This window comes from Streptomyces sp. NPDC056231 (assembly GCF_048270745.1).
In the GTDB taxonomy this organism is placed as follows: domain Bacteria; phylum Actinomycetota; class Actinomycetes; order Streptomycetales; family Streptomycetaceae; genus Streptomyces.
This window is the reverse complement of the sequence record NZ_JBLVKW010000012.1, coordinates 141,726-155,895: the sequence shown is the minus strand read 5'-3', so window position 1 is coordinate 155,895 and position 14,170 is coordinate 141,726. Positions and strand designations below refer to the sequence as shown.

The following is a 14,170-nucleotide window of genomic DNA, read 5'->3' as shown; positions in this document are numbered from 1 at the left end:
CGGTGCATGTCGTACTCGCCGGTGGGGGGACCGCCGGCCACATCGAGCCCGCGCTTGCCCTCGCGGATGCCCTGCGCAGGCAGGACCCGAGCGTGGGAATCACTGCCCTCGGCACGGAGCGCGGACTCGAGACCAGGCTCGTACCCGAGCGGGGGTACGAACTGGCGCTGATCCCGGCCGTGCCGCTGCCCCGCAAACCCACCCCCGAACTGATCACCGTCCCGGGACGGCTGCGCGGCACCATCAAGGCCGCCGAGCAGGTCCTGGAGCGCACCAAGGCGGACTGCGTGGTCGGCTTCGGCGGCTATGTCGCCCTGCCCGGCTACCTCGCCGCCAAGCGGGCCGGGGTGCCGATCGTGGTCCACGAGGCCAACGCGCGGCCGGGACTGGCCAACAAGATCGGTTCGCGGTACGCGCACGGGGTCGCCGTCTCCACCCCTGACAGCAAGCTGCGTGGTGCCCGCTACATCGGCATCCCGCTGCGCCGCACCATCGCCACCCTGGACCGGGCCCGGGTCCGCCCGGAGGCGCGCGCCTCCTTCGGTCTCGACCCCAACCTGCCCACTCTGCTGGTCTCCGGCGGCTCGCAGGGCGCCCGCCATCTCAACGAGGTGGTCCAGCGGGTCGCCCCGCTGCTGCAGCGTTCCGGGATCCAGATCCTCCATGTGGTCGGCCCGAAGAACGAATTGCCGCGCATCGACAACATGCCCGGGATGCCGCCCTACATCCCGGTACCGTACGTGGACCGGATGGATCTTGCGTACGCCGCTGCCGACATGATGCTCTGCCGCGCCGGCGCGATGACCGTCGCCGAACTCTCCGCCGTCGGGCTCCCCGCCGCCTACGTCCCGCTGCCCATCGGCAACGGCGAACAGCGGCTCAACGCTCAGCCGGTGGTCAACGCCGGCGGCGGTCTGCTGGTGGACGACGCGGCGCTCACCCCCGAGTGGGTGCAGGGCAACGTCCTGCCGGTGCTTGCGGATCCGCACCGGTTGTTCGAGATGTCCCGCGCCGCCGCCGAGTTCGGCCGCCGGGACGCCGACGATCTGCTCGTCGGCATGGTGTACGAGGCGATTGCCGCACGCCGCAACGCGTGAGGCGGGCGGGTCCGAGGGCGGTGTCCCTCGACCCGGCATAAGGAGCGAGCGTGGCCGGACCGACGACCGCCCAGCGCGGTGCAGGGCAGCAGGCGGGCAGTCCGGCCCGCCCGCCGCGCCCCACCGGGCGCAGACGGCCCAGCCGCAGACTGCTGCTCGTGATCGCCGTTGGCGTCCTGCTGCTCGCCTCGGGCGTCGTCTGGGCGCTCTACGGATCGTCCTGGTTCCGGGCGGAACACGTCAGGACCACCGGTGTCGACGTGCTGACTCCCGCGGAAGTGGAGTCCGCCGCGGCGGTGCCGATCGGCGCCCCGCTGATCTCGGTGGACACGGACGCCATGGCCGCCCGGTTGCGCCAGAAGTTGCCTCGTATCGATTCGGTGGATGTCGTACGGTCATGGCCGCACGAAATCGGACTTAAAGTGACCGAACGGCAGCCGGTCCTGTTGGTGAAAAAGGGCGCAAAGTTCATTGAAGTGGACGCAAAAGGCGTCCGGTTCGCCACGGTGGACAAGGCGCCCGGGCGTGTACCGCTGCTGGAATTGACACCTGGTCAGTCGGCCAGCCTGCGCCGCTTCGGCAGTGGCCGGCTGGTGCGGGAAGCGGTCCGGGTCGCGGGCGGACTTCCCCACGCAGTCGCCAAGGACACCCAGGTCGTACGGGTCACCTCGTACGACTCGATCTCCCTGCAACTGACCGGCGGCCGTACGGTGGTCTGGGGCAGCAGCGAGGAGGGGGCGGTGAAGGCAAGAGTTCTCACCGCTCTCATGAAAGCGGCTCCCAAAGCGGGACACTTCGACGTGAGTGCACCCACCGCTCCCGCAGTCTCGGGTGGTTGACGCACATTTGGCCTGGCCAGCACCCTGGTTGGTCAGCGCTACGGGTGATCACATAGGGTGAAAAGAAAAACGGGAGGTTCGGCGTGTTCGTTGAACGTGCGCCACTTGTCGACTTAGTGTCCTGTTCGGAAGAGTCCAAGAAGCAGACACACTGGTAACCCTAAACTTCAACGTTAGGGTTTGGGTCGGCGTCGGACCGTCCCAATCGGCATCCGTCGTCGCGGCGGGACTACCGCGAAGCGACGACACGTAAATCGAGGCGAGAGGCCTTCGACGTGGCAGCACCGCAGAACTACCTCGCAGTCATCAAGGTCATCGGTGTCGGCGGCGGTGGTGTCAATGCCATCAACCGAATGATCGAGGTCGGTCTCAAGGGCGTCGAGTTCATCGCGATCAACACTGATGCGCAAGCACTGTTGATGAGCGACGCCGACGTCAAGCTCGACGTCGGCCGTGAACTCACCCGTGGCCTCGGCGCCGGGGCGAACCCGGCCGTCGGTCGCAAGGCGGCAGAGGACCACCGTGAGGAGATCGAGGAGGTCCTCAAGGGGGCCGACATGGTCTTCGTCACCGCCGGAGAGGGCGGCGGCACCGGCACCGGCGGCGCACCCGTCGTCGCCAACATCGCGCGCTCGCTCGGCGCCCTGACGATCGGCGTGGTCACCCGCCCGTTCACCTTCGAGGGCCGGCGTCGCGCGAACCAGGCGGAGGACGGCATCGCCGAGCTCCGCGAAGAGGTCGACACCCTCATCGTCATTCCCAACGACCGGCTGCTGTCCATCTCGGACCGCCAGGTCAGCGTGCTCGACGCGTTCAAGTCGGCAGACCAGGTACTGCTCTCGGGTGTCCAGGGCATCACCGACCTCATCACCACCCCGGGTCTGATCAACCTCGACTTCGCCGACGTCAAGTCGGTCATGTCCGAGGCCGGATCGGCGCTCATGGGCATCGGCTCGGCCCGCGGCGACGACCGCGCGGTGGCCGCCGCGGAGATGGCGATCTCCTCGCCGCTTCTGGAAGCGTCCATCGACGGCGCCCGCGGTGTCCTGCTCTCCATCTCCGGCGGCAGCGACCTCGGCCTCTTCGAGATCAACGAGGCGGCCCAGCTGGTGAGCGAGGCGGCACACCCCGAGGCGAACATCATCTTCGGTGCGGTCATCGACGACGCCCTGGGGGACGAGGTCCGGGTCACCGTGATCGCAGCGGGCTTCGACGGCGGGCAGCCGCCGGCCCGTCGCGAGAACGTCCTGGGTGCGGGTGCCGGGAAGCGCGAGGAGCCGGCGCCGCCGGTCCGGGCCGCCGAGCCGATGCGCCAGACGGGTGGGCTCGGTTCCGTCACGCCGCGCGAGGAGCTTCAGGCCCCGGCCGAGTCCGTACCGGTGGCGAAGGAGACCCCGATGTCGCCGGTCTCGACGCCGCACGTCCCGCCGGCCCGTCCCTACCAGGACTCCCAGGCCGAAGAGCTGGATGTCCCGGACTTCTTGAAGTGATAACTCAGCACCACGCAGTGACCTCGGAGTCACCGGGGTATCGCGCTCACTTCGCCTTCACCGACAGGTGGGGCGGGGTGAGCGCCGCTCCGTACGGGGAACTCAACCTCGGCGGCGCGGTCGGCGATGAACCCGCAGCCGTTCTCGCCAACCGCGAGGCGGCCGCCCGGGGCCTCGGTCTCGATCCGGCGCAGGTCGTCTGGATGAACCAGGTGCACGGGCGGGACGTCGCCATCGTCGACGGACCCTGGGGAGAGAGTGCGCAGGTCCCCGCGGTGGACGCGGTGGTGACCGCGCGACGCGGACTCCCACTCGCCGTCCTCACGGCAGACTGCACCCCCGTACTTCTCGCGGACCCGGTCTCCGGGATCGCGGCGGCGGCACACGCGGGCCGCCCCGGCCTGGTCGCCGGAGTCGTCCCCGCCGTCGTCGAGGCCATGGTCGGGCTCGGCGCGGACACCTCCCGTATCACCGCGCACACCGGACCGGCCGTCTGCGGACGGTGTTACGAAGTCCCGGCGGAGATGCGGTCCGATGTCGCCGAAGTCGTTCCCGCATCGTGGTCCGAGACGAGCTGGGGGACACCGGCGGTGGACGTCACCGCAGGAGTCCACGCCCAACTCGAGGCCCTGGGAGTGCGCGACCGGCACACCTCGCCGGTCTGCACCCTCGAATCGGGCGACCACTTCTCGTACCGCCGCGACCGCACCACTGGGCGGCTCGCCGGATATGTCTGGTTGGACTGATAGGGCATGACGGATCGTAGGACTCAACTCGCCGAGAATCTGGCACAGGTGGAGGAGCGCATTGCTTCCGCCTGTATCGCGGCCGGTCGCAAAAGGGAAGAAGTGACCCTCATCGTGGTCACGAAGACCTACCCCGCGAGCGATGTGCGGATCCTGTATGAACTCGGCGTGCGTCATGTCGCGGAGAATCGTGACCAGGATGCCGCACCCAAGGCGGCCGCTTGTGCGGATCTGTCGCTCACATGGCACTTTGTCGGACAACTGCAGACGAATAAGGTTCGTTCTGTTGCGAGTTATGCCGATATTGTGCAGTCCGTGGACCGGGCAAAGTTGGTCACGGCCCTCTCGGCCGCCGCGGTGCGCGAGGGGCGCGAACTCGGCTGCCTCATCCAGGTCGCACTTGACGCGGAGAGCGGCGAGCGCGGTGCCCGGGGCGGCGTCGCGCCGGACGGGATCGAGGAGTTGGCTGCCGCGGTGGAAGCGGCGCCGGGGCTCCGGCTCGACGGCCTGATGACCGTGGCCCCGCTCTCCGGACCGTACGCGGGACGGCAACGGGCGGCATTCGACCGGCTGATGGAATTCGCATCCCGCCTGCGCGGGAGCCGTCCGGCTGCGAACATGGTCTCTGCGGGGATGAGTGCGGACCTCGAGGAAGCGATTGCGGCCGGAGCGACACATGTACGCGTCGGTACGGCGGTACTCGGAGTCCGACCCGGGCTCCGGTAACGTCGCCAAGCAAGTCGGACCACAGCAGAAAATATGGTCATTCCCGCCGATGGCGGGCAGGCCTGAGTGGATCGCGGGCACTTGGCGACAGATGCCGATCCACCACAGAGCGGAGGACTCAGAGCATGGCCGGCGCGATGCGCAAGATGGCGGTCTACCTCGGCCTCGTGGAGGACGATGGGTACGACGGTCCGGGGTTCGACCCCGACGACGAATTCGAACCCGAGCCGGAGCCGGAGCGCGACCGGCGGAGGCACCAGCCCGCGCATCAGGTGGAGCGGGACCGTGAGCGGGACGAACCGGTACGAGTGGTGCAGCCGCCCGCGCAGCGGGAGCCGGTTCAGATTCCGGCGGAGAGTGTGCGACCCGCCCGGATTGCACCCGTGGCATCCATCACACCTGAACGCCCGAACATGGAGAAGAACGCGCCGGTGATCATGCCCAAGGTTGTGTCCGAGCGGGAGCCCTACCGCATCACCACGCTGCACCCCCGGACCTACAACGAGGCCCGTACCATCGGGGAACACTTCCGTGAAGGCACTCCGGTGATCATGAATCTCACGGAGATGGACGATACGGATGCGAAGCGACTTGTCGACTTTGCCGCAGGACTCGTCTTCGGCCTCCATGGCAGCATTGAACGGGTGACGCAGAAGGTGTTCCTGTTGTCGCCTGCTAACGTCGATGTCACGGCGGAGGACAAGGCCCGCATCGCTGAGGGCGGATTCTTCAACCAGAGCTGAGAACACGACACCGGGAACGACCCGGCCGCACGGCCGGAGCTACGAGAGCCAGGGGAGAGGGAAGCGCGAAATGGGCGTCGCACTGCAGGTTGTCTATATCGCGCTGATGTGTTTCCTCATCGTGCTGATCTTCCGGCTGGTCATGGACTACGTCTTCCAGTTCGCACGTTCATGGCAGCCAGGCAAGCCGATGGTGGTGCTTCTCGAGGCCACCTACACTGTCACCGATCCACCGCTCAAGCTTCTGCGGCGGTTCATTCCGCCGTTGCGTCTCGGGGGCGTGGCACTCGACCTGTCCTTCTTCGTTCTGATGATCATCGTTTACATCCTGATCTCGATCGTGACCAGGCTGTGAGCGATACGGTCTTGCCGACTGCCGACGACTACGTAGAGGTGAAGAAGAGATGCCGCTGACCCCCGAGGACGTGCGGAACAAGCAGTTCACGACCGTCCGCCTCCGAGAAGGCTATGACGAGGACGAGGTCGATGCCTTCCTCGACGAGGTCGAGTCCGAGCTGACCCGCCTGCTCCGTGAGAACGAGGACCTGCGCGCCAAGCTGGCCGCCGCCACGCGTGCCGCTGCGCAGAACCAGCAGCAGCAGGGTATGCGCAAGCCGGAGCCGCAGGACCGTCCCGGTGCACCGGTACCCGCCGCCATATCTGGTCCGCCGGTCCAGCAGCAGCCCCCGCAGATGGGTCCGCCCCAGCTGCCCGGTGGTGCTCCGCAGCTGCCCGCCGGTCCCAGCGGTCACGGCCCCCAGCAGCACGGCCCCGGCCCGCAGGGCCAGCACGGCCCCGGCCCGATGCAGGGCGGTCCCATGGGTGGCCCGATGGGCGGTCCCATGGGTCACGCGCCGCAGCAGATGCAGCAGATGCAGCAGCCGCAGATGCAGCAGCCCGGTCAGGGCCCCGGTGGCGACAGTGCCGCCCGTGTCCTCTCGCTCGCGCAGCAGACCGCCGACCAGGCGATCGCGGAGGCCCGTTCCGAGGCCAACAAGATCGTCGGCGAGGCGCGGAGCCGTGCCGAGGGCCTGGAGCGCGACGCGCGTGCCAAGGCGGACGCGCTCGAGCGGGACGCGCAGGAGAAGCACCGCGTGGCGATGGGCTCGCTGGAGTCGGCCCGCGCGACGCTGGAGCGCAAGGTCGAGGACCTGCGTGGCTTCGAGCGCGAGTACCGGACCCGGCTGAAGTCGTACCTGGAGAGCCAGCTGCGTCAGCTGGAAACCCAGGCCGACGACTCGCTGGCCCCGCCGCGGACTCCGGCGGCCGCTTCGCTGCCGCCGTCGCCCTCGTTGGCTCCGGCCGGTGCGGGTGCCATGGGGCACAACATGGGCAGCAACCACGGTGGTCACAGCAGTCCGCAGATGGGCGCCAACCCGTCCATGGGCGGTGGGCCCTCCTACGGCGGTCAGCAGCAGATGTCGCCGGCGATGACTCAGCCGATGGCACCGGTGCGGCCGCAGGCGCCGCAGCCGATGCAGCAGGCGCCGTCGCCGATGCGCGGGTTCCTGATCGACGAGGACGACAACTGAGCGGGTCGCGCGCGCTGAGCGCGTAGCCGTCGGCAGGCTGAGGGCCGGGCCCCGGGGTTTTCCCCGGGGCCCGGCCCTTTGCTGTGGGCGGGGCGGGGGCGGGGGGAGCGTCCGGCGGGCCTGTTCCGCTACCCGTCCCTTCCCGAACTGGGGCGCTGCGACCCGTACCCCGCGCCTCGAACGCCGTCGAGGCTGGGTATGGGGGCGGGGCGGGCCCCCGGCTTCGGGAAGGGACGGCCGAGGGAACAGCGAGAGGCCCGGCCGGAACGTGTCCGGCCGGGCCTCTCGTGGTGTGGGTTACTGCTCCGTCTTGCGGAGGCGGAACGTCAGCGCCAGCCCCTCGTCCTCGAACGGAGTGCCGTACGCCCCGTCCGCCTCGCCCTGCGCGTAGTCCAGCGCCAGTACCTCGTCCGCGATGAGCGGCGCGTGCTCGGTCAGCGCCTCGACCGTCGCGGGGGACGTGGACGTCCAGCGGACGGCGATGCGGTCCGCCACGTCCAGGCCGCTGTTCTTGCGGGCCTCCTGGATCAACCGGATTGCGTCACGGGCCAGGCCCGCACGCCGCAGTTCCGGGGTGATCTCCAGGTCGAGCGCGACCGTCGCGCCCGAGTCGGACGCCACCGACCAGCCCTCGCGCGGCGTCTCGGTGATGATCACCTCGTCGGGAGCGAGGGTGACTGTCTCGCCGTCGACCTCGACCGACGCCGTGCCCTCGCGCAGGGCCAGGGAGAGCGCCGCCGCGTCGGCGTTCGCGACCGCCTTCGCCACCGCCTGGACGCCCTTGCCGAACCGCTTGCCCAGTGCCCGGAAGTTGGCCTTCGCCGTCGTGTCGACCAGCGAGCCGCCGACCTCCGAGAGGGAGGCGACCGAGGAGACGTTCAGCTCCTCGGTGATCTGGGCGTGCAGCTCGGCGGAGAGCGACTCGAAGCCCGACGCCGCGACCAGGGCGCGGGACAGCGGCTGGCGGGTCTTGACGCCCGATTCGGCGCGCGTGGCGCGGCCGAGCTCGACCAGGCGGCGCACCAACGCCATCTGTGTGGAGAGCGCCGGGTCGATCGCGGCCAGGTCCGCCTTCGGCCAGGAGGACAGGTGCACCGACTCCGGGGAGTCCGTGGTCACCGGGACGACGAGGTCCTGCCAGACCCGCTCGGTGATGAACGGGGTCAGCGGGGCCATCAGACGTGTGACCGTCTCGATGACCTCGTGCAGCGTGCGCAGCGCCGCCTTGTCGCCCTGCCAGAAGCGGCGGCGGGAGCGACGCACGTACCAGTTGGACAGGTCGTCCACGAACGCGGACAGGAGCTTGCCGGCGCGCTGGGTGTCGTACCCCTCCAGTGCCTGCGTGACCTGGTCCACCAGCGCGTTCAGCTCGCTGAGCAGCCAGCGGTCAAGGACTGAGCGGTCCACCGGGGCCGGGTCGGCCGCGGACGGCGCCCAGTTCGACGTGCGCGCGTACAGCGCCTGGAAGGCGACCGTGTTCCAGTACGTGAGGAGGGTCTTGCGCACGACCTCCTGGATCGTGCCGTGGCCCACGCGCCGCGCCGCCCACGGGGAGCCGCCCGCCGCCATGAACCAGCGAACCGCGTCCGCGCCGTGCTGGTCCATGAGCGGGATCGGCTGGAGGATGTTGCCCAGGTGCTTGGACATCTTCCGGCCGTCCTCGGCGAGGATGTGGCCCAGGCAGACGACGTTCTCGTACGAGGACTTGTCGAAGACCAGCGTGCCGACGGCCATCAGCGTGTAGAACCAGCCGCGGGTCTGGTCGATCGCCTCGGAGATGAACTGCGCCGGGTAGCGGCTCTCGAACAGCTCCTTGTTCTTGTACGGGTAGCCCCACTGCGCGAACGGCATCGAGCCCGAGTCGTACCAGGCGTCGATGACCTCCGGGACGCGGTACGCCTCCAGCTGGCAGTTCTCGTGCGAGCAGGTGAACGTGATCGCGTCGATGAACGGGCGGTGCGGATCCAGGTCCGACTGGTCGGTTCCGGTGAGCTCGGTGAGCTCGGCACGGGAGCCGACGCAGGTGAGGTGGTTGTCCTCGCAGCGCCAGATCGGCAGCGGGGTGCCCCAGTAGCGGTTGCGGGACAGCGCCCAGTCGACGTTGTTGTTCAGCCAGTCGCCGAAGCGGCCGTTCTTGACCGAGTCGGGGTACCAGTTGGTCTTCTCGTTCTCTTCGAGGAGCCGGTCCTTGATGGCGGTCGTACGGATGTACCAGGACGGCTGCGCGTAGTAGAGCAGCGCGGTGTGGCAGCGCCAGCAGTGCGGGTAGCTGTGCTCGTAGGGGACGTGGCGGAAGAGCTTGCCGCGGGCGGCCAGGTCCTCGGTCAGCGCCTCGTCGGCCTTCTTGAAGAAGAGGCCGCCGACCAGCGGCAGGTTCTGCTCGAAGGTGCCGTCGGGACGGACCGGGTTCACGACCGGCAGGCCGTAGGCGCGGCAGACCTTGAGGTCGTCCTCACCGAAGGCGGGGGACTGGTGGACCAGACCCGTACCGTCCTCGGTCGTCACGTACTCGGCGTTGACGACGTAGTGCGCCGGGGCGCTGTCGCTCGGGAAGTCGACGAGGGCGAACGGGCGCTCGTACGTCCAGCGCTCCATCTCGCGGCCGGTGAAGGACTGGCCGGTGAGCTCCCAGCCCTCGCCGAGTGCCTTCTCCAGGAGGGGCTGAGCGACCACGAGCTTCTCCTCGCCGTTGCTCGCGACGACGTACGTGACGTCGGGGTGCGCGGCGACGGCGGTGTTGGAGACCAGGGTCCACGGGGTGGTCGTCCAGACCAGCAGCGCGGCCTCGCCGGCCAGCGGGCCGGAGGTGAGCGGGAAGCGTACGAAGACCGAGGGGTCGACGACCGTCTCGTACCCCTGGGCCAGCTCGTGGTCCGAGAGGCCGGTGCCGCAGCGCGGACACCACGGTGCGACGCGGTGGTCCTGGACCAGCAGGTCCTTGTTGAAGATCTCCTTCAGGGACCACCAGACGGAGTCGACGTACGACGGGTCCATCGTGCGGTACGCGTCGTCCAGGTCGACCCAGTAGCCCATCCGGGTCGTGAGCGCGGTGAACGCGTCGGTGTGGCGGGTCACGGACTCGCGGCACTTGGCGTTGAACTCGGCGATGCCGTACGCCTCGATGTCCTTCTTGCCGTTGAAGCCCAGTTCCTTCTCGACCGCGAGCTCGACCGGCAGTCCGTGGCAGTCCCAGCCGGCCTTGCGGCCCACGTGGTAGCCCTGCATGGTGCGGAAGCGGGGGAAGACGTCCTTGAAGACGCGGGCCTCGATGTGGTGGGCGCCGGGCATGCCGTTGGCGGTCGGCGGGCCCTCGTAGAAGACCCACTCGGGGCGGCCCTCGGATTGTTCGAGGCTTTTGGCGAAGACCTTGCTCTCGCGCCAGAAGTCGAGCACGGCGTGCTCCAGCGCGGGAAGGTCGACCTGGGCGGGTACCTGGCGGTACTGCGGCGATGTCATGGGCGAGATTCCTCCGGCGGACGTTTTCCACTTCCGTCGGAGGGACGAGAACCGTGCGGCTCCCGCGGTACCACCCTCCTTGGCCCCGGGCGTGCGCCCGTGGCCCCCTCATTGGGGTCGCGATGCCGGTTCTACTTGCCTCGCGGCGTTCTTCCGACGGCTCCGGGTGATCTTCACGACGCGCTCGCCCCCGGGCTTCCACCGTCCCCGGGTCGCTCCTGGCTGCGTACGACGCTACTCGTCCCATCCACGCCTCTCGCTGGCCCCAGTGTACGGGCCCGTACGGGCGACGGCCGACCGGTTTATCCAGGGGCGCGGGCGTGACCCGAATGGCGAGACCGGGCGGGCGGAGTCCCGGCCGGGGGAGCGGAGGGCGGATTACCGGGCGGGGAGCTGGGAACAACGGTTTCAGGCGCGCGCCGATCCGACACGGGGAGAGGCGATTCGGCGGCGTGCCCCGTTGCCGCGGGGCTGGGGTCGATTTATCGTCCCAGCACGATTCGCGTGCAAGATCACAATATGTGAAGGGGCCGCGGCCATGGTGGCGAAGAAGACCGCCGTACAGAAGTCGGCGTCAGCGAGATCCACGGGCGCGGCGGCCGAGGAGACGAACGGAGACACGGGCACGGAGACCGTCCTGACGCCGGTTCCGGTGAAGGCCACGGCGAAGAAGGCCGCGGCGAGAAAGGCTGCGGTGAGGAAGACCGCGGCGAAGAAGTCCGCGCCACGGAAGACGGCCGCGCACGAGCGGACGGCCGACGGTGACACCGGCGGCGGGCACGCGGCACCTGGCACGAAGGCCGCGGCGAGGAAGAACGCGGTCAAGAAGGCTTCGAAGAAGGCCGCTGCGGCGGCCACGGGGGCGGCCGAGGCCGCCGAGCAGACGGGAGCCCACACGGTGGTAGCCAAGAAGAGCGCAGCCCGGACCCGCACGTCCGGGAAGGACGCGGCGCCGGTGCCGCCCGCCCGGGTCGCCGCCGCGACGGCGCCCGGGGATCTGGCCGTACGGCCGGGCGAGGACCCCTGGACGCCGGAGGAGGTTGCCGAGGCGCGGGCCGAGCTGACCAGCGAGGTTATGCGGCTCCGCAGCGAGCTGGAGGCGTCGGGTGCGGCGCTCGCCGGGCTGATGCGCGACTCCGGTGACGGGGCCGGTGACGACGAGGCGGACACCGGCACGAAGAACATCACCCGTGAGCACGAGATGGCGCTCGCCGCCAACGCCACGGAGATGCTGGAGCAGACCGAGCGGGCGCTGGCCCGGCTCGACACGGGGACCTACGGACTGTGCGAGATCTGCGGCAATCCGATCGGCAAGGCGCGGATGCAGGCGTTCCCCCGGGCGACGCTCTGTGTCGAGGACAAACAGAAGCAGGAGCGTCGCGGCTGATTCAGGGAGGTGTGTCGTACCCTCGTCTTCGGTCAGGAACCTAGGTTGAGGGACTCACGTGGCAGAGGCGGAGCGCAGCATCGGTACGCCGGACATCCCCGACGCTGAGGGGGCCGGGGGCCCCGAGGGCGAGGTGCGGGGTGAGCCCGGGGGCACGGGCGCGGACACGGACCGGGCCGAGACCCCCGGCAAGGGCAAGCGGAAGATCATGGTGCTCTTCGTCGTGGCCGTCTTCGCCTATCTGCTCGACCTGATCAGCAAGATGATCGTGGTCGCGAAGCTGGAGCACCAGCAGCCCATCGAGATCTTCGGCGAGTGGCTGCGCTTCGACGCGATCCGGAACGCGGGCGCCGCCTTCGGCATCGGCGAGGCGTTCACGGTGATCTTCACCGCCATCGCGGCGACGGTGATCGTGGTCATCGCCCGCCTCGCCCGCAAGCTCTACAGCCTGCCGTGGGCGATCGCGCTCGGTCTGCTGCTCGGCGGTGCGCTCGGCAACCTCACCGACCGGATCTTCCGCTCACCCGGCCTCTTCAAGGGCGCGGTGGTGGACTTCATCGCCCCCGCGCACTTCGCCGTCTTCAATCTCGCGGACTCCGCCATCGTCTGCGGTGGCATCCTGATCGTGATCCTTTCCTTCAAGGGCCTGGACCCCGACGGCACCGTGCACAAGGACTAGCGGCGGCAAGGCATACTCGACTGGTGAGTACGTATCCCGAGGTCCGCACCCTGCCCGTTCCCGACGGTCTGGAAGGCGAGCGTGTCGACGCCGCCATTTCCCGCATGCTCGGCTTCTCCCGCACCAAGGCCGCCGAGCTGGCCGCTGCCGGGAAGGTGCAGGTGGACGGCGCTGTGGTCGGGAAGTCCGAGCGGGTCCAGGGCGGTGCCTGGCTGGAAGTGGAGATGCCGCAGGCACCCGCTCCGGTGCAGATCGTCGCCGAGCCCGTCGAGGGCATGGAGATCGTGCACGACGACGACGACATCGTCGTGATCGTGAAGCCGGTCGGGGTCGCGGCCCACCCGAGCCCCGGCTGGACCGGCACGACGGTCATCGGCGGTCTCGCCGCGGCCGGTTACCGGATCTCGACCTCGGGCGCCGCCGAGCGCCAGGGCATTGTCCACCGCCTTGACGTCGGCACCTCGGGCCTGATGGTCGTCGCCAAGTCCGAGCGGGCCTACACGCTGCTGAAGGGCCAGTTCCGCGACCGGGTCGTCGAGAAGAAGTACCACGCGCTGGTCCAGGGCCACCCGGACCCGATGAGCGGCACCATCGACGCCCCCATCGGGCGCCATCCGACGCACGACTACAAGTGGGCGGTCACGGCCGAGGGCAAGCCCTCCGTGACGCACTACGACCTGATCGAGGCGTACCGGTCCGCGAGCCTCCTCGACATCAAGCTGGAGACGGGCCGTACGCACCAGATCCGGGTGCACATGTCCGCCCACCGCCACCCCTGCGTCGGTGACCTGACGTACGGCGCCGACCCGACGGTGGCCAAGCGCCTCGGGCTGACACGGCAGTGGCTGCACGCGGTCCGGCTCGGCTTCGAGCACCCGTCGGACGGCAGCTGGGTGGAGTTCGCCAGCAGCTACCCGGATGATCTGCAGCAGGCCCTCGACAGGATTGCGGCGGAGAGTCAGTGACCACCGCAGCCCCGGCCCCGTACACCACGCGCACAGCCGTCGACGAGAGCGACCTCGCGGCCTGTTTCCAGGTCCGCAAGGAGGTATTCGTCGGCGAGCAGAACGTACCCGAGGAGATCGAGTACGACTCCTACGACGCGGACGCGCTGCATGTGATCGCCGTCGCGGCGGACGGTGCGGCGCTCGGCACGGGACGGTTGCTGCACGGCGTGGGCGTGGCCGCCAAGACCGGTGGTGACCTCACCGTCGGTTCGCTCGGTCGGCTCGCGGTGACCAGCCGGGCGCGCGGTCTCGGGGTCGGTGCGGCGCTGGTCCGGGCCATCGAGGAAGCGGCCCGCGGTCTCGGTCTGGCCGCTGTGGACCTGCATGCCCAGACCCATGCGCTCGGCTTCTACGAGCGGCTCGGGTACGTGGCGTACGGCCCCGAGTTCCCCGATGCGGGGATCCCTCACCGGGCGATGCGCCGCAGCCTCTAGGGCGTGTTTCGAAAGTAGCGTCGTCCGGCCGTAG

At 69.4% G+C, this 14,170-nt stretch carries 13 protein-coding genes; 12 read left to right on the top strand and 1 reads right to left on the bottom strand.

The genetic code is table 11. The features are described from left to right. Nucleotides 1–2 precede the first annotated feature (2 nt). From murG to ACNPQM_RS13275, 8 genes are all read left to right on the top strand, one after another. Complete coding sequence (gene murG, locus ACNPQM_RS13310; RefSeq protein ID WP_358858027.1) at nt 3–1,097, top strand: undecaprenyldiphospho-muramoylpentapeptide beta-N-acetylglucosaminyltransferase; 1,095 nt, start codon at nt 3–5, stop codon at nt 1,095–1,097. Nucleotides 1,098–1,147: 50 nt separating this feature from the next. Then, nucleotides 1,148–1,936 carry a cell division protein FtsQ/DivIB gene (locus ACNPQM_RS13305; protein ID WP_418084134.1) on the top strand — a complete coding sequence of 263 codons (789 nt, stop codon included), beginning with the start codon at nt 1,148–1,150 and terminating at the stop codon, nt 1,934–1,936. A gap of 275 nt (nt 1,937–2,211) precedes the next feature. Beyond that, the gene (gene ftsZ, locus ACNPQM_RS13300; RefSeq protein ID WP_358858025.1) at nt 2,212–3,426 is read left to right on the top strand and encodes a cell division protein FtsZ; all 1,215 of its coding nucleotides are present in this window, start codon (nt 2,212–2,214) and stop codon (nt 3,424–3,426) included. Beyond that, the gene (gene pgeF / locus ACNPQM_RS13295; RefSeq protein ID WP_418084132.1) at nt 3,423–4,172 is read left to right on the top strand and encodes a peptidoglycan editing factor PgeF; all 750 of its coding nucleotides are present in this window, start codon (nt 3,423–3,425) and stop codon (nt 4,170–4,172) included. The genes ftsZ and pgeF overlap by 4 nt, the downstream gene beginning before the upstream one ends. Before the next feature lie 6 nt (nt 4,173–4,178). Continuing rightward, the gene (locus tag ACNPQM_RS13290; RefSeq protein ID WP_418084131.1) at nt 4,179–4,898 is read left to right on the top strand and encodes a YggS family pyridoxal phosphate-dependent enzyme; all 720 of its coding nucleotides are present in this window, start codon (nt 4,179–4,181) and stop codon (nt 4,896–4,898) included. A 125-nt stretch (nt 4,899–5,023) separates the two neighbouring features. Next, nucleotides 5,024–5,641, top strand: coding sequence for a cell division protein SepF (locus ACNPQM_RS13285; RefSeq protein WP_030972886.1), 618 nt, complete (start codon nt 5,024–5,026; stop codon nt 5,639–5,641). A 70-nt stretch (nt 5,642–5,711) separates the two neighbouring features. Continuing rightward, nucleotides 5,712–5,996: a YggT family protein gene (locus tag ACNPQM_RS13280; protein WP_037697102.1), complete on the top strand. Its 285-nt coding sequence runs from the start codon at nt 5,712–5,714 to the stop codon at nt 5,994–5,996. Between the two features lie 49 nt (nt 5,997–6,045). Further along, nucleotides 6,046–7,173 carry a DivIVA domain-containing protein gene (locus ACNPQM_RS13275; protein ID WP_358858022.1) on the top strand — a complete coding sequence of 376 codons (1,128 nt, stop codon included), beginning with the start codon at nt 6,046–6,048 and terminating at the stop codon, nt 7,171–7,173. 297 nt (nt 7,174–7,470) lie between these two features. Here the strand turns inward: ACNPQM_RS13275 and ileS are convergent, their stop codons facing one another. Further along, nucleotides 7,471–10,629, bottom strand: coding sequence for an isoleucine--tRNA ligase (gene ileS, locus ACNPQM_RS13270; RefSeq protein ID WP_418084130.1), 3,159 nt, complete (start codon nt 10,627–10,629; stop codon nt 7,471–7,473). 538 nt (nt 10,630–11,167) lie between these two features. On the opposite strand from ileS, the gene ACNPQM_RS13265 reads away from it, so the two are divergent. The 4 genes from ACNPQM_RS13265 to ACNPQM_RS13250 are packed head-to-tail and all read left to right on the top strand — an operon-like array spanning nt 11,168 to nt 14,136. Further along, nucleotides 11,168–12,016, top strand: coding sequence for a TraR/DksA family transcriptional regulator (locus tag ACNPQM_RS13265; RefSeq protein WP_358858020.1), 849 nt, complete (start codon nt 11,168–11,170; stop codon nt 12,014–12,016). Nucleotides 12,017–12,074: 58 nt separating this feature from the next. After that, nucleotides 12,075–12,695, top strand: coding sequence for a signal peptidase II (gene lspA / locus ACNPQM_RS13260; RefSeq protein ID WP_358858019.1), 621 nt, complete (start codon nt 12,075–12,077; stop codon nt 12,693–12,695). Between the two features lie 23 nt (nt 12,696–12,718). Further along, nucleotides 12,719–13,660: an RluA family pseudouridine synthase gene (locus tag ACNPQM_RS13255; protein WP_358858018.1), complete on the top strand. Its 942-nt coding sequence runs from the start codon at nt 12,719–12,721 to the stop codon at nt 13,658–13,660. Next, a complete protein-coding gene (locus tag ACNPQM_RS13250; RefSeq protein ID WP_358858017.1) occupies nt 13,657–14,136 on the top strand; it encodes a GNAT family N-acetyltransferase in 480 nt (159 codons plus the stop codon). The genes ACNPQM_RS13255 and ACNPQM_RS13250 overlap by 4 nt, the downstream gene beginning before the upstream one ends. Nucleotides 14,137–14,170 lie beyond the last annotated feature (34 nt).